The following is a 15,530-nucleotide window of genomic DNA, read 5'->3' as shown; positions in this document are numbered from 1 at the left end:
ACCCGGCGGTTGAAACCGCGTCTACACATACAAAACCCACGTTCATCGGTTGAATAAACCCGGCGGTTGAAACCGCGTCTACACAGACAAAACCCGCCTCCGCGGGTTGGAGAAACCCGGCGGTTGAAACCGCGTCTACACACACAAAACCCGCCTCCGCGGGTTGAATTTCCTTTCTTCCGTCCGCGGAGGCGGACATCGTTTGTGTAGCCGCGATTTCCAATCGCCGGGGCTTCAATCGTCACCGTAATTTCTAATCGCCTATTATACTTTTCCTGACACCAACGGTTCTAATAAAGTGCGTTCTTCTATGGGAAGCTCTAGCAAAACTCGTCTGTCGCCCTTGGTTTCCTTATAGCGGACAGCCGCATTCAGCAGGCGGATCGGAATTTGGAATTGTTCGTAGTTGCTGGTTTGTTCTTGCCACAATTCTAACCATTTGCGGGCGGCTTTGTCGCTGACCATTTCTGACATTAGCGCGGGGATGTTTCGCACAATTCCCTGTCCTAAGATTGAGAGATATTTGTGTTTTTCGTAAACTGCAATTATGCTGGCGATCCGAGGCTTCCATATCGCTACATCCTTGTTGGCGAAGAGGTTGAAAAAAATTAATTTAACATCATTTAGGTTGGTGATTCGATTATGACCGCTCGCTATATTCTTCTTGGTGAATAGATTACTGACAATTAATATTGTATTATCTTCATCAGCTTCGTCGTCAAGTTTAAGGCGTTGAAAGGCATCATCTAATGCGGTAATTCCTTCGTGCCAACGATTCAATTCTAGAAGGAAAATAGCGCGTTTGAAGAAGACAGATAAATCTTGACAACCGAGTTTTATGGCTGTGTCATAAGATGCTAATGCTTCGCTGTAGCGTTCGAGATGATCCAGAACGTAGCCTCTCTCAAACCAAGCATCTGTATAATTAGGATCGAGTTCGATCGCTTTGTCACAAGATGTAAGGGCTTCTTCATAGCGATTGAGAGAAAATAGAAAACAACTTCTGTTAACCCAAAATAGTTCTTGATTGGGGTCAAGCTCGATTGCTTTGTCACAGGATGCTAATGCCTCTTCGTAACGTCCGAGGTTGTTAAGTAAATTACCTCGACTGTTCCAAACCCACATATCATTGGGATTGATTTCGCTTGCTTTGTCACACGATGCTAATGCCTCTTCATAGCGTTTAAGATAAAATAGTGACCAACCTCGGCTAACCCAAAGCAAGTTCAAATTGGGGTTTAGCTCAATCGCTTTTTCGTAGGATACTAAGGCTTCTTCATAGTGTTCAAGATTGTTGAGTACATTGCCTCGACTTTCCCAAAACAACGCATAATTATGATCAAGCTCGATTGCTTTGTCATAGGATGCTAAAGCTTCTTCATAGCGTTCAAGGTTGTTGAGTACATAGCCTCGATTGTTCCAAACCCACACATTATTGTGGTCTAACTCGATCGCTTTGTCGTAGGAGACTAAAGCTTCTTCATAGCGTTCAAGGTTGTTGAGTACATGGCTGCGAAAAGTCCAAGCCAACAAATTATTTGGTTCAAGCTCGATCGCTTTGTCGTAGGATGCTAAGGCTTCTTCATAACGTCCGAGGCTGTTGAGTACATCGCTTCGGAAAGTCCAAGCCGACGCATCATTGGGGTCAAGCTCGATCGCTTTGTCCCAGGATGCGAATGCTTCATCGTAACGTTTTAGGTTGTTGAGTACATGACCCCGAATATACCAAATGCTCGGATTACTGGGTTCAAGCTCGATCGCTTTGTCCCAGGATACTAATGCTTCTTCATAACGTTCGAGGCTGTTGAGTACATCGCTTCGGAAAGTCCAAGCCAACAAATTATTGTGGTCAAGCTCGATCGCGTTGTCGTAAGATGCTAAGGCTTCTTCATAACGTCCGAGGTTGTTGAGTACATCACCTCGATTGTTCCAAACGAACGCATAATTGAGGTCAAGCTCGATCGCCTTGTCATAAGATGCTAAGGCTTCTTCATAACGTCCGAGGTTGTTGAATACATCACCTCGATTGTCCCAAACTAACGCATAATTGGGGTCAAGCTCGATCGCTTTTTCGTAAGATACTAAGGCTTCTTCATAGCGTCCGAGGTTGTTGAATACATCACCTCGATTGTCCCAAACTAACGCATCATTAGGGTCAAGGTCGATCTTTTTGTCATAAGATGCTAAGGCTTCATCATAGCGTTCGAGACTTTTGAGTACATTGGCTCGAAGATACCAAATGTTCGCACGATCTGGGTCAAGCTCAATCGCTCTGTCATAGGATGCTAAGGCTGCTTCATAGCGTTCGACACATTTGAGTACATAGCCTCGACTGCTCCAAACCCACAAATTATTGGGTTCAAGTTCGATCGCCCTATCAAATGATGCTAAAGCTTCTTCATAGTGTTCGAGACGGTTGAGTACATAGCCTCGAATATGCCAAATACTCGCATCATTGGGTTCAAGCTCGATCGCTTTGTTATAGGCTTCTAAAGCTTCTTCATAGCGTTCGAGACGGTTGAGTACATGACCGCAAGTATACCAAATACTCAATTCATTGGGTTCAAGTTCGAGCGCTTTTTTATAGGATGCTAAAGCTTCATCGTAATGTTCGAGGCTGTTAAGTACATGACCCCGAATAAACCAAATGCTCCATTCATTTGGTTTAAGCTCGATCGTTTTGTCGTAAGCTGCTAAAGCTTCATCGTAACGTTCAAGGTCGTTAAGTAAACTGCCTCGACTACTCCAGAACAACACATTATTGGGGTCAATTTCAATGGCTTTGTCATAGGATGCTAAAGCTTCTTCATAGCATTCGAGGTTTTCAAGTACACTACCACGACCGTTCCAAGCCGACGCATTATTAGAGTCAAGTTCGATCGCTTTTTCGTAAGATGCTAAGGCTTCTTCGTAGCGTTCGAGGTTTTCAAGTACATCGCCTAGGCTCTCCCAAACCGACGCATCATTAGGGTCAAGTTCGAGCGCTTTTTCGCAGGATGCTAAAGCTTCTTCGTAACGTTCAAGGTTGTCTAGTACATTGCCTCGACGCTCCCAAACTGACGCATCATTGGGGTCAAGCTCGATCGCTTTGTCGCAAGATGCTAAGGCTTCTTCATCGCGTCCGAGATAGCTGAGTACATAGCCTCGAATAAGCCAAATAATCGTATGATTGGGATCGATCTCGGTTGCTTTGTCGTAAGCTGCTAAAGCTTCTTCAGGGCGTCCGAGGTTGCTGAGTACAATGCCTCGACTGTTCCAACTCCACGCATTATTGGGTTCAAGCTCGATCGCTTTGTCCCAAGATGCTAGGGCTTCTTCATAGCGTTCAAGGTCGCTGAGTACCTGACCCCGAAGATACCAAATGCTCGCACGATCGGACTCAAGCTCGATCGCTTTGTCGTAAGATCCTAATGCTTCTTCATCGCGTCCGATGTTGTCTAATACATTGCCTCGACTTTCCCAAACCAACGCATATTTGGGGTCAAGCTCGATCGATTTGTCATAGGAGGTTAAGGCTTCTTCATAGCGTTCGAGGTTGTTGAGTACATAGCCTCGAACATACCAAAGACTCGCATGATTGGATTCAAGCTCGATCGCTTTGTCGCAGGATGCTAAGGCTTCTTCATAGCGTCCGAGATTGTTGAGTACATAGCCTCGAAAATGCCAAATGCTTGCATAATTAAACTCAAGCTCGATCGTTTTGTTTAAAGATGCTAAGGCTTCTTCGTAACGTCTTAGGTACTTGAGTGCATGACTTCGAGCGTACCAAAGGCTCGGATTATTGGGTTCAAGCTCGATCGTTTTGTTTAAAGATTCTAAAGCTTCTTCGTAGCGTTCTTGCTTGTATAATACTCCGCCTTTCATCATCCAAGCTTGCCAATCATTGGGTTCTAGTTCGATCGCCCTATCCCACGATTCTAATGCTTCATCATAACGTTCGAGATTGTGCAAGCAATTTGCTTTTTCCAACCAGTCCTTTGCCTGACCACGAATTACTACCAGTTTATTTGCTAGATTCAAAGTAGAAACATAGTCTTTCTTCTCCTTGCAATTTTCAATTTCCTGCACGCAAGCTGCTACGCGAAGGTTTTCATAATCATCTGTTTCCCTTGCCTGAAGCGCACGCAGCAGATATTCTCGCTCAATTACAGCATTAGGCGGTAGTGTTTCCAGATTTATGTGAGACTTCAAATGATTTTTTTCTGAGCTATTATCAACTAGCTCTTTCCCTATCGCACTAAATCCTACTCCCAAACGCTCCAATCGCTGTTTCAACTCTTCTTGCGTGTACCACAACCGCAAAAAATCCACAATTAAACTAATCGGCTCGCCGCGATGCTTCTTCACATCCATGCAAAAACGCATCAGCACTTCTTGAAGTTCATAATACGACTCGCGCCCGATCGATACGCTCGTCACATAACCCATTCCCGACAGTTGTTTGAGTTGGCTGGATGCTGTTTGATGTGTCATAAAACAGCGTTGGGCAATCTCTTTCACCATGACAGCCCCGCGCCGATCGCACAAAAATTCAACTATCTTTCGTTGCTGCGGCGAAAGCCATGCCATCCGCGCCTGATAGTACGGTGTCAATTCATCCAGCGTTTGCAAAAACGGCTTCACCAGTCGATCGAGCGAGTCGCGAGTCAAAAATTCCGCAAAAATCATATAAACGCGGTGATTACCGCCAGCCAAGTGATGGATCGCTTCAATTCGAGAACGTCCCCTTGGCGTTTGTATTAATGATTCTAATTCTTTGTTGCCCTCTAATTTTGCGATGTTTTTCAATAAGCCGACAACTTCATCTAAAGTTAGCTTTTCTAAATATTGGAGATTAAAAAAGTTGTAGAAGGGCGCTTTTTTATGATCGATTCCTTTGAATAAATGCTGAGATGTCGCGAAAATCGTGCAGAAATGATATTTTTCTAAATAGTCTCGGAATTGCTGCTGCCCGCTGTCGCCCAACCCTTCAAACAAGTCATCCAGGTTTTCTGTAAGTAAAAGCAGAGTGCGATCGCCCACAAAATCTTTCAGCAATTCTGCTGCTATCTGTTGAGCGGTATCGGGCGATTCACCATAAAGCGATTCAACCCGATCGTACAGTTGAGCCTTGTATTGGGCCGGATATTCTTTTTTGAGCGCTCGCAAAATTCGCAGCAGTAAATCGAGAAACGACGTGACGCCCCACTCCTCCTCGCGCAACCAAGCAATCAGCACTTTTTCCCGCAAATCCTGCATTTTCCCGACGCGGTGATACATTAGCGAGACTAAGTGCGTCTTCCCAATACCTCGCATCCCAATCAATAGATGATGATTCTGCTGCTGAGGCTGGAGTATGCTCTGGCGGATTGACTCGACTAGCTCGTTTGCTAAATCATGACGCTGCACCAACATCTCCTCTAAATCTTCGTGCTTCATCAGACTGGGCGTGAAGCGAGACAGAAGTGTATCTTTCATAATGTCAACCCCCTGGATCGTAACTGGTTCCCAATCTCTACCTGGGAGCGAGAAATTTGTGTCGATGCGTTTTCCATGAAATGCTTGTTGTACAAGGCTTTTGGCGTTTATAAGTCTAATTGTACTATACATTTGAAGAAAGTACGTTATTTTTGTTGTATATTTGTCCAAGCAGTGCTAAACTGCTCTTAACAAGCAAATAAGCGCCCCTAGGTGGTACTAGAGACGCTTTCGATGGCTTATCAGTTTTGACGAGGCTCTGGCTGGAACCAGTAGCACTCTGATGTAGTTTTTGGTCTATTTAGACCGAGGAGTTCTGATGACTAATTATAACAGCGAACAGCTAAATCTGTTCACCCAGCCGATCGCAGTTCCGGTGGAAATGAGCTGCACTGTTGAACGTGCAGCCAAATTAGTAGAACGCTCAACAAGCTCAATCTACCAGATAGAGAAAGGTAAACCGTATTTGCGGAAGGTTCCCACAGGTACGTGGCAAGTACACTCGACAGGCAAAAATGATAGACCAATTCGTGTGGATGTTTACTTTATTTACGATCCAAAGAAAAGATAAGTATTGCAGACTTGCTTAAACTCAAACCTCAAGGCTGCGTTAGTCCAAGCTTAACGCAGCCTTCTGCCTCGCTGGTTTGGCATCGAGCAGAGCCTCCGGATCTACGTCCCCAGGCAGAGCCAGGGAACTAGAAAAAACGCTATAAAAATCTGTAAAATGTTCGTGTAGTTTTGTTACAATACGCAAAACTTGATATTTTAAACCACACTGGATGACCTTCTTCAACCCCTGTGAACCCCCGATCCGCTCCAAACAAGAACATCTCGATGTACAAGACCTCGCAGGCCTCTTGCGCCTCCACTGGAAAGTCGGAAATATTACTCTTTTCTCAGGATTTTATACCCGCATTGACCAAACTTTTCTGCTTTGGGCTTTGGTGACGGCGGGGATTTTTTTCACGGCTCAGTTTGTCCCGCTTAGTTGGAGCTTTCAGGCGATTCTGTGGTCAACTTTGACTCTAATTGGCACTGCGATCATGGCGGTTTTGACTTTGTTTTGGGTAAAGGTTGAGCGTGTTAGCTGGATTCTTTACTCTTGGGCGATTTTGATGATTTCTGGTTTGGTGCTGACGGATTGCAGTATTTTTGCGAGTTGGGGATTTTGGTTGCTGCATCTGTGCGATTTGTGGTTGGGGTTGAGCGCGATCGGCTATTTTTGTACTGGGCTTGGTTTGCGATCGCGCACTTTTATGGCGATCGGGCTAACTCATCTATTTGCGATCGGATTATTGCCCTTTGTCGCACCTTGGCAGTATTTGACAACCGGAATTGTGATCGCAGGCTGTCTAATTTTACTGTCTGAGTTGCAGTGGGATATGCGATCGCCGATCGACAATTCTTTACTGACAGAAGAAGAAAAAGAATTCAACCGAATTCAACAGCAACGGCGGCAGTTCGGCGCGAATACAGCTAAATAACTCAAAAATCTTAACAGTCAGCAATCTTAAAATTTGGTTGCAACTCACTTAAGCTGCGAGTCCTAAACTTAAGTCTGAGGGAAGATTCCAAAAGTGCGATCGATCCCTTACTCAAAACCGACGGATCATCTTTTCGATCGAAAAAGTGTAAAGAATTCTGTACAACAGCTAACATTTTAGAGAAATCGCACAGAATAGAAACATACAACATAAATAAACAACAAACCTTAACCAGAACAGGTGTTTTGCTGTGTAACCTGTGAATCGCAAACCTAAGGAGAACGGTGTCCGGGAGGCGACTGGCGAACAATGCTGTACTTGCCACGCTCAAAGTGAATTACGGTTTCACAATAGTTGTTAAAACAAACAAGTGGTGCAGGGTTTTTACCGTTTCCCCTGCTTTACAGTCTCCTAGGAGAGGCTAAACCCTCTACTAGAACAGTCCGAGGAGATTGGCACACAATTCGAGAGTTGATCAGGTAAAATTTTGAGTTCGGTGTTTAAGAAAATTGAGGTAATGCTCCCTTAGCAGCCTCGCAGGACTTACTATTAAATAAGTCCTGCTTTAGTTTTGTGGAAAATTTTAGTTATGCTAGTCTTGGAAGCACGGGTAGCCAGAAACCGGATTTTTTACGAAAATACTTTGTTACAGCCTACAATTCAGGTAAAAACCCCGGTTTCTTAGGTTGTGTTTTACCAGAAAGAATTGGTTTAAAGCCTCTCCCTTAAAGGCGAGAAATTAAAAGAAAACTATTCATTACTCCAATCCTCTTCCTTTTAGGTAGAGGTCGCTGTCAACTGTCAACTGTCAACTGAATGAAGTGCCTTTTCGCAAAATCTCTCGCACTTCCATTAAAATCTGTCCCAACATATTTTTGCCGCTGCCATCTTTCCCACAACCCCAATAATAATCTCCCGGTGCATTTTCGACAATTTCCTCTTCGCCAGTAGCGAGTAAAATTTCGCGAATATCGGCATGAGTTTCAAATTTGCGGAGTACAGCTTTTCGCATGATATCGTCTTTGACTTGTTCCCAATCTTGGCGCAGGGGACGAGAGCGCTCGCGCCCCATTTTCGCAGCATCTTTCGGCGTTTTTGCTTGGCGAATTTGGTCGCAGTGCTCTGTTTGGGGAAACTTTTGTGCTTGAAAATAATGTTCGGTAGTCGGCCAATATTCTCCGTCTAACTCGCATCCGTAACGGGAAAAGTTAGAGAAACTACCATATTCGCTGCGAGTGCTGTAAAAGTAAATTGTCATAATATTTTGTGGTATTTTATGATTTACTACGCATTTTACACTACCTATAATTATGCCACAATCTACAATTGGCAATTGGTTTTTTTACAAATTTTTAGTAAAATAGTAAAAGTTTTTTTGATCAGAAATAATTGGTTTAAAGTCAACTGAGAGGGCGGGCACTCTTGGCACCGCCCCTATCAACTATCAACTGTCAACTGTCAACTGAATGAACTGCCATCCACTACTTATAACTAATCATGCAGCTTAAAATAGAAACCTTCACTGTCCGCAAGCGGTTTGCGCTTACCATCAGTCGCGGTACAACATCCCAAAGTACGAATTTGTGGGTCAAATTAGCCCATGAAGGTATCGAAGGTTGGGGAGAATCATCGCCCTTTTCTACAGGTGCTAAGCCACAAACTACCGAGAGTCTGCTAGTAGCTTTGCAGAAAGTTGCACCACTACTAGAAAAGTTTACTCCGTGCGATCGCCAAAAAGTCGAACAAATCTTCATCGAAGTCGAGTTACCCTCCGCCGCCCGCGCCGGCATCGACATGGCAATCCACGACTGGCTGGGCAAAAAAACAGGCTTGCCGCTGTGGAAAATGTGGGGATTAGATCGATCGCGCATCGTCCCCACATCCGTCACCATCGGCATAAATTCGCCGTCTGGAGCGAGAGACAGAGTGCGCGATTGGTTTGGCAAAAATGCGACAGAGCCCGCCAGCATCCAATACCGCGCCGTCAAAATTAAATTGGGCAATCCCGAAGGAATTGAAGCCGACAAAGCTATGTTAATCGCAGTGTTAGACGAAGCCCCAGCTAACATTCAAATCAGTGTTGATGCTAACGGTGGCTGGAGTTTAAAGGGCGCGATCGAAATGTGTCGCTGGCTGGAAAAATATAACATAAATTATGTCGAACAGCCGCTGTCACCAGTAGCAGATTTGGCTGAATTCGCAGAACTTTACCGTCAATCACCGCTGCCAATTTTTGCTGATGAAAGTTGTTTTAATAGTTCGGATATACCGAAGTTAGCACAATGCGTCCACGGCATCAATATCAAAATGATGAAATCCGGCGGATTGAGCGAAGCTATGCGGATGATTCACGCAGCAAAAGCCTGCAATTTGCAAGTGATGTTCGGCTGCTATTCCGATAGTGCGATCGCCAATACCGCAGCCGCACAACTTTCGCCCCTCGCTGATTACTTGGATTTGGACAGTCACTTAAATTTAATCGACGATCCTTTCACGGGTGCAAGCATAGAAAATGGGTGTTTGGTGCCAAACGGGCGATCGGGATTGGGAGTGCGGCGAATTGACATTGTAGAATAGAAGTATCGTTAAACAGTTGACAGTTGACAGTTGACAGTTGACAGTTGACAGTTGACAGTTGACAGATAAAAATAAATCTGGAGATAGTATGATACCAGTAGAATCAATTGGACAGGGAATCGATCGAGAAGCCAAGCTTTTCTTTGAAGAACACAAGCCGCCGACTGATTTAATTTTTGATGATGGTGCAGAAATGGAAAGCAACCGCCACCGTATAGCAATGACTGTTTTAATCCGTTCCTTAGAACAAGGTTTAGCTCACCGGAACGATTTTTTTGTCGGTGGTAATATGTTTATTTATTACAGCGTTAAACAGGTTCGGAATCAGGATTTTAGAGGGCCGGATTTTTTCGCTGTATTGGGTGTTGACGGCAATACTTCCCGACAAGGTTGGGTAGTCTGGGAAGAAAACGGACGTTACCCGGATGTCATTGTGGAACTGCTGTCGCCGTCAACGGCTAATCAGGATACAGGCAAAAAAAAGGATATTTACGAGCAGGTTTTTAGAACGCCTGATTACTTTGTATTCGATCCTTTCGATCCGAATTCTTTGCAGGGATGGCGTTTAGATGCCAACCTGCGCTATCAGCCGTTAGTGCCCGACGAGCGGGGTTGGCTGTGGTGCGAAACCCTAGGTTTTTGGTTGGGTACTTGGGAAGGAATTGTCGATCGAGAAACAGCAGTCTGGGCGCGTTTCTACGACGAGTCTGGCAATCTAATTCTGTTACCGGAGGAAGCTGCTCAACAGCAAGCGGAAGCTGCTCAACAGCAAGCGGAAGCTGCTCAACAGCGAGCCTCGCGATTAGAGGCCAGATTGCGAGAATTGGGAGAAGATCCGAATGCTTTAAACCAGTAATCGCAAATCATACATAGCGAATAATCAATTGTAGATTGTAGATTTAATCTACAATCTACAATCCCCGATCTTAAAAGTGAACCAATGACTCAAAACTATCCTATCAAAAATGGCAAAGTTGCTATCTTGCTGCACGAGGGAATTCTCGGCCATTCCGGCAAAACAGGCTTAGCCTTTTTACGCTACAGCGAAGCACAAATTGTAGCAGTAATTGACCGCCAATGTACAGGAAAATCTTTGTCTGAATTAACTGGCATTCCTCAACAAGTACCGATTGTTGCTTCCGTTGCAGAAGCACTGCAATTTGTGCCGGATATTCTGCTAATTGGTATCGCTCCATCTGGCGGTGTTTTGCCGCCGCAATGGTTGCCAGAAATTAATCAAGCGGTAGCAGCAGGCTTGTCGGTTGTCAACGGTTTGCACGCGAAACTTGCACCTTTGATAACGGTTCCGTTAACCGAAAATCAATGGATTTGGGACGTGCGTCAGGAACCGGAAAATATCGGGGCGATCGCCTCTGCGGCCGCTGCTAAATTAAGCTGTCGCCGCGTGTTAACTGTCGGTACAGATATGAGCGTTGGCAAAATGTCAACCAGTTTGGAACTCAATCGCACTTGTTTGCAGCGGGGTTTGCGTTCCAAATTTTTAGCAACTGGACAAACGGGTTTAATGATTGGAAATGAAGGCATTGCTTTGGATGCAGTGCGAGTTGATTTTGCCGCCGGTGCAGTGGAACAAGCGGTGATAAAATTGGGTTCTGAATGCGATATTCTGCACGTAGAAGGGCAAGGTTCGCTACTGCATCCGGGTTCGACGGCGACTCTGCCGCTGTTGCGTGGTACGCAGCCAACTCACTTAATTTTAGCGCACCGAGCCGGACAAATTCACCTTCGCCATCACCCGCACGTATCGATTCCGAGTTTGTCGAAAGTGGTTGAATTGTACGAAATGGTGGCTGCGGCTGCGGGTGCTTTTGTTGGGGCCAAAGTGAGCGCGATCGCCCTTAACACTCATCACTTAAATGAGGCAGATGCGCTGTTAGCAATAGCTGAAATTCAAGCACAAACGCGATTGCCTTGTACCGATCCGGTGCGGTTTGGCGCGGAGGTGTTGCTGGGGGCGATCGACAATTGATATGCTACAATAAGTTACAAATAGCTAAGAGCTACTGAAAATTATGACACAAACCGTTCAAGCAAAAACACTGACACTGGGTGATGTTCAAACTAAATTTAATCTACAGTTGTCTGAAGACGAGCAATTCTTTCGAGAATGGATTGATGATTTGCCTGAAATAGCAGACGCAGAAAAGCGATCACTCGACAAAGTAAAAGCAGGCTATATCAACAGTACCTCATTCCCTTTCCTAGAAGATACTGTAAAAATGGTGGTACTAGCTCCTTTGCTATTTGTAGCAGATTTTTTCCTGACTCCCTTTCACATAGAATGTGAAAAATCTGTTGAACTGATTGTCGAAGATGAAGATATAATTGTTAGGGGCAGCATAGATGTCCTATTATTGCTGCAATCTTTTTGGATCGTGGCGATCGAAGCCAAGCGATCGCAATATTCCGTTGAAGCTGGACTTCCTCAATTACTATCTTATATGCTGAATGACCCAAATTCAGAACAACCAACGTTTGGGCTTCTGACCAATGGCAGCAGTTTCCGATTCATCAAAGTGACTAAACAAGATACACCGCAGTATGCTTTATCTAAGTTGTTTGATATTCGGAACCCCGGAAACGAACTTTACGAAGTTTTTCGCATTTTCAAACGAATCGCTGCTGTAGTTTCCAGCTATAACTCATGATTGCAAGTTCTGTTTCTTTACCGTCAGAATGCGTTCTACGCCAAGCGTCGGAGCAAGATATCAAATCAATTAGAAAGTTAGTCTGGAGTGCCAAACTCGATCCTACTCAGTTGCGCTGGGAGCAATTCTGGGTCATCGAATGTGAGGGAAAGTTGGCTGCTTGCGGACAGTTGCGGAACTTTACGGGCGCGCAAGAGTTGGGTAGTTTGGTGGTGGCGAAGGATTGGCGCGATCGCGGTTTGGGCATTTATCTCACAAAACATTTAATTCAACAGGCTACAAAACCACTATACTTAGAATGTTTGGGGACGCGACTCGCAGCATTTTATACTCGCTTTGGTTTTGTAGAAGTTTCCGTGCAAGATTTGCCGCAGTCGCTTAAATTTAAGTTCGGTTTGTCTCAGTTAGCTAAAATTTTATTCAGAATTCCTGTAACAATTATGCAGTATCGAGAAAATTTTCTCTAATTATGACTTTTATGAATTTAAGATTCTGAATTTATGAATTGATTTTAAGTTCGACTTGTTCAATAATTGCGATTATAGGGTGCGATCGAGCTACATGGATCAAAAAATCCTACCGCTTCGTGATATCTGCGTCAGTCTCAGCGGGCATTTTCTAGGGCTAACTACCTCAGATTCCTCTGTAGTCAGGATATTCAGTCCTCATCAGACTCGATCGCACTTGCATTCGTCACTACAAACCCATAACGGGTACTTTACTGGAGATGGTGTCAGTGATGGACTAGATATATATGGATCTTCCTGATGGGGCTACAGAGATTGCGTAAGTTCAGAGTTCACAGCCTGCGGTAGTCCACTTTGCTAAATTGGCACAACCACCAGCCAAAATATTAGCCTCAAACTATTGATTAATCGTTGTTTTGCCGTTGCTTACTGTCCTGTGCCAGTACCAGAGACGGAAAGTGTCAGACCGATCGCACCACATACCTTCGACTTTTTATAAATTAGTAAGTGTAAAGCAAGCGAGTCACAACCGATTCAAAAAATCATCAAACCCAAAAATAAAACATTTTCACAGCAGCAGCAATGCGGAATCAGCCAAGCGCTAATGTAGCTAACAAAATCTACCAGTGAGACAAATTCCAGCAACTAAGCGACAGCTAAATCCTTAATTCAATACCTCGGAATTACTCAATTTAGACTCCCCGCAACCGCCGCTCAAATCCCCCAAAAAAATCAAAAAGTTTTGGTTTTTGATCCGGATGGAAGCACCCCAGACAAGAACAATGAAATATCTGGGAAATTAATCAATCTCAACCAGGAAATGCAGCCTCTCAAATAGCATAAACAGACAATTACACATCCATATATTTTAACACAACAGGAGTAAATATCATGTTCAACGTACTAAAAGCTTTCGGCTCGATCTTCTCTACTCAAGGATACAACACCGCCAACAATATGTTAATCAAAAATTACGTCAACACCAATTTCCACTATTTCAACGAAGAAGCCGTCGTCGATGAATCGATTTACCCGAATCAAACAGGTCGCGTCCGCTTCCAAGGTAGCTGGTGGCCCGCACGGTGCGATCGCCAAATCACTCTTACACCCGGAGACACCGTTTATGTCATCGGCGTTGACAGCATCACTCTGTTAGTTTCCCTCGCTCCAGCCGACTAATTCACAGCATCAAAAACCAGGAAATGCAGCCTTTCAAATAGCAGAAATAGCATCTAAAAATTCCATATATTTTAACACAAAAGGAGTCAATAAAATGTTCAATTTAGCAAAAGCTTTCGGTTCTATTTTTTCTATTCACACCTACAGCACAGCAAATAATATGTTAATCGACAACTACATCAACACCAATTTTCACTACTTCAACGAAGAAGCCGTCGTCGATGAATCGATTTACCCAAATCAAACAGGTCGCGTCCGCTTTCAAGGTAGCTGGTGGCCCGCACGGTGCGATCGCCAAATCACCCTCACACCGGGAGACACTGTTTATGTCATCGGCGTTGACAGCATCACTCTGTTAGTTTCCCTCACTCCCGCCGACTAAACTAGAAAGTAATCTCAACTTTTTCACTGTCTGAGCCCCGACTTCTTGAAAAAATCGGGGCTCAGACTATTCTGTTTTTTAGAAATTAGGAGACGGCAGTGCCGTGTCCCTACAATATTATCGAATATCGCGCTACAATAAAATGGCATTTTTGAGAGCTTGTTTGTTGAGGCGATCGCCAATTTGAGATTCACTACTTTCTCCGCTGACTGCTGCTTTTTCTGATGTTTTAGCCGGCGGTAGTGGTTCGAGCAGTTTGGCTTGAGCTTCCTGAATTGAAGGGTAATTTTCACCCCAGGATAAAATCGCTTCTGCAAGAACATCGCTGTCATCAGATAAAGGTTCAATTAGCTGCGCTAGTTCGGTTAATTGTTCGGCCCCGAAGAGCGATCGCTGCTGAGTTAATAGTTCGATCAATGAGTCGATATTTTGTTCGGAGACTGACATTGATTCGCGTTGGATTTTGTGAATTGTTTGCCGCACAAATTCTACTGACAAATCTAATAATTGCGCGATCGTCTCTAAATTCATTCCAAACGCGATCATCCGACGAATGGCTTCTAACTTCGCCTGCTGCTCACCTTGTTCGAGTCCTTCTTCTAAACCTTCTTGCTTGACTTCTTGATAAAATCTGGTTTGTCTGAGTTCGCTTAAATTCAACATGGCGGCAATTTCCTCGCGGCTTTTTTGGGGGAGTTTGTAGACAATAATTGTTTCGATGAGGCTGATTAAATCGCGTAGAACGGTTGGATCGGACAACTGTTGTCGGGCCATTGCGATCGACTGCCGTGCTTGTTCTGCCACTGTCTCTGCTGGCTCGATTACCAGTTTAACAACTTTCACTCAAGCGCGATCGATCTGCGGCTTCTGGCAATTCATCAAGGTAAATCCGTTGCACCCGCTGACTGGTTAATAGTTCCTGAAATTGCAGCATCTGTTCGTGTTCGATGCGGCGGCTGGGATAGATGACAACGACGCGCCAAGGATTGAGGGGTTTGTATTGTCGCAGATAGAGAAAGAGTTCGCCGAAGATGCGGTAGTACAAGTCGGCATCGGGTTGAAACTGAACTTCAGCTAAGTAAAATGGTTTTTCCGGTTCTTCGGTTGTGGGCAGAAATAACCCATCGATGCGGAATGCGAGTTGTTTGATTTCGCGGGAGGTGAATTCATAGGCGGCGGCTTCGTCTGGAGGGCGATCGATTAGTTCAAAGAAGAAGCTGGGGAATTCTTGAAACAGGCTGTAGAAAATGGTGTCTGTTTTCATGAGTTGTCGATGGGAATCGAAGATGGGTACTATACCATGCCAAGAGAG

At 44.6% G+C, this 15,530-nt stretch carries 13 protein-coding genes; 9 read left to right on the top strand and 4 right to left on the bottom strand.

Going from position 1 to position 15,530, the window contains the following annotated elements; translation table 11 throughout:
* Window positions 1–264: 264 nt before the first annotated feature.
* On the bottom strand, window positions 265–5,457 hold the full coding sequence (locus K4039_RS06930; RefSeq protein ID WP_265234409.1) for a tetratricopeptide repeat protein: 5,193 nt from the start codon (window positions 5,455–5,457) through the stop codon (window positions 265–267).
* 319 nt (window positions 5,458–5,776) lie between these two features.
* Here K4039_RS06930 and K4039_RS06925 point away from each other — a divergent pair, with 319 nt between their 5' ends.
* Both K4039_RS06925 and K4039_RS06920 read left to right on the top strand, forming a co-directional pair.
* Complete coding sequence (locus tag K4039_RS06925) at window positions 5,777–6,028, top strand: hypothetical protein (protein WP_265234408.1); 252 nt, start codon at window positions 5,777–5,779, stop codon at window positions 6,026–6,028.
* Window positions 6,029–6,239: 211 nt separating this feature from the next.
* Window positions 6,240–6,944 carry a hypothetical protein gene (locus tag K4039_RS06920; RefSeq protein WP_265234407.1) on the top strand — a complete coding sequence of 235 codons (705 nt, stop codon included), beginning with the start codon at window positions 6,240–6,242 and terminating at the stop codon, window positions 6,942–6,944.
* A gap of 808 nt (window positions 6,945–7,752) precedes the next feature.
* Here the strand turns inward: K4039_RS06920 and K4039_RS06915 are convergent.
* On the bottom strand, window positions 7,753–8,202 hold the full coding sequence (locus K4039_RS06915) for an NADAR family protein (RefSeq protein WP_265234406.1): 450 nt from the start codon (window positions 8,200–8,202) through the stop codon (window positions 7,753–7,755).
* Window positions 8,203–8,441: 239 nt separating this feature from the next.
* Between K4039_RS06915 and K4039_RS06910 the strand changes: the two genes are divergently transcribed.
* From K4039_RS06910 to K4039_RS06880, 7 genes are all read left to right on the top strand, one after another.
* On the top strand, window positions 8,442–9,521 hold the full coding sequence (locus tag K4039_RS06910) for a dipeptide epimerase (protein WP_265234405.1): 1,080 nt from the start codon (window positions 8,442–8,444) through the stop codon (window positions 9,519–9,521).
* 88 nt (window positions 9,522–9,609) lie between these two features.
* Entirely contained in the window at window positions 9,610–10,377 is a 768-nt protein-coding gene (locus tag K4039_RS06905) for a Uma2 family endonuclease (protein ID WP_265234404.1), read from the top strand.
* Window positions 10,378–10,461: 84 nt separating this feature from the next.
* Entirely contained in the window at window positions 10,462–11,511 is a 1,050-nt protein-coding gene (locus tag K4039_RS06900; protein WP_265234403.1) for a DUF1611 domain-containing protein, read from the top strand.
* A 43-nt stretch (window positions 11,512–11,554) separates the two neighbouring features.
* Window positions 11,555–12,190, top strand: a complete 636-nt coding sequence (locus tag K4039_RS06895) for a type I restriction endonuclease (protein ID WP_265234402.1) — start codon at window positions 11,555–11,557, stop codon at window positions 12,188–12,190.
* The gene (locus tag K4039_RS06890; RefSeq protein WP_265234401.1) at window positions 12,187–12,657 is read left to right on the top strand and encodes a GNAT family N-acetyltransferase; all 471 of its coding nucleotides are present in this window, start codon (window positions 12,187–12,189) and stop codon (window positions 12,655–12,657) included. Before K4039_RS06895 ends, K4039_RS06890 begins: the two co-directional genes overlap by 4 nt.
* 891 nt (window positions 12,658–13,548) lie before the next feature.
* Complete coding sequence (locus K4039_RS06885) at window positions 13,549–13,836, top strand: NfeD family protein (protein WP_194067885.1); 288 nt, start codon at window positions 13,549–13,551, stop codon at window positions 13,834–13,836.
* Between the two features lie 94 nt (window positions 13,837–13,930).
* On the top strand, window positions 13,931–14,218 hold the full coding sequence (locus K4039_RS06880; RefSeq protein WP_265234400.1) for an NfeD family protein: 288 nt from the start codon (window positions 13,931–13,933) through the stop codon (window positions 14,216–14,218).
* 132 nt (window positions 14,219–14,350) lie between these two features.
* Here K4039_RS06880 and K4039_RS29780 read toward each other — a convergent pair whose 3' ends face one another.
* Together K4039_RS29780 and K4039_RS29775 are read right to left on the bottom strand one after the other, a co-directional pair.
* On the bottom strand, window positions 14,351–15,061 hold the full coding sequence (locus tag K4039_RS29780) for an Rpn family recombination-promoting nuclease/putative transposase (protein ID WP_321161580.1): 711 nt from the start codon (window positions 15,059–15,061) through the stop codon (window positions 14,351–14,353).
* Entirely contained in the window at window positions 15,048–15,482 is a 435-nt protein-coding gene (locus K4039_RS29775; protein WP_321161579.1) for an Rpn family recombination-promoting nuclease/putative transposase, read from the bottom strand. Before K4039_RS29775 ends, K4039_RS29780 begins: the two co-directional genes overlap by 14 nt.
* Between the last annotated feature and the right edge of the window lie 48 nt (window positions 15,483–15,530).

The organism is Lyngbya sp. CCAP 1446/10 (genome assembly GCF_026130175.1).
Taxonomy (GTDB): Bacteria; Cyanobacteriota; Cyanobacteriia; order Cyanobacteriales; family Microcoleaceae; genus Microcoleus.
The sequence above is the reverse complement of the archived record's forward strand: the minus strand, read 5'-3'. Positions and strand labels throughout refer to the sequence as shown.

Coding starts and splice junctions, on each gene's coding strand:
- K4039_RS06890 (WP_265234401.1), top strand. CDS start 12,187: ATGATTGCAAGTTCTGTTTCTTTACCGTCAGAATGCGTTCTACGCCAA.
- K4039_RS06930 (WP_265234409.1), bottom strand. CDS start 5,457: ATGAAAGATACACTTCTGTCTCGCTTCACGCCCAGTCTGATGAAGCAC.
- K4039_RS06920 (WP_265234407.1), top strand. CDS start 6,240: ATGACCTTCTTCAACCCCTGTGAACCCCCGATCCGCTCCAAACAAGAA.
- K4039_RS06905 (WP_265234404.1), top strand. CDS start 9,610: ATGATACCAGTAGAATCAATTGGACAGGGAATCGATCGAGAAGCCAAG.
- K4039_RS06900 (WP_265234403.1), top strand. CDS start 10,462: ATGACTCAAAACTATCCTATCAAAAATGGCAAAGTTGCTATCTTGCTG.
- K4039_RS06880 (WP_265234400.1), top strand. CDS start 13,931: ATGTTCAATTTAGCAAAAGCTTTCGGTTCTATTTTTTCTATTCACACC.
- K4039_RS29775 (WP_321161579.1), bottom strand. CDS start 15,482: ATGAAAACAGACACCATTTTCTACAGCCTGTTTCAAGAATTCCCCAGC.
- K4039_RS06910 (WP_265234405.1), top strand. CDS start 8,442: ATGCAGCTTAAAATAGAAACCTTCACTGTCCGCAAGCGGTTTGCGCTT.
- K4039_RS06915 (WP_265234406.1), bottom strand. CDS start 8,202: ATGACAATTTACTTTTACAGCACTCGCAGCGAATATGGTAGTTTCTCT.
- K4039_RS06885 (WP_194067885.1), top strand. CDS start 13,549: ATGTTCAACGTACTAAAAGCTTTCGGCTCGATCTTCTCTACTCAAGGA.
- K4039_RS06925 (WP_265234408.1), top strand. CDS start 5,777: ATGACTAATTATAACAGCGAACAGCTAAATCTGTTCACCCAGCCGATC.
- K4039_RS06895 (WP_265234402.1), top strand. CDS start 11,555: ATGACACAAACCGTTCAAGCAAAAACACTGACACTGGGTGATGTTCAA.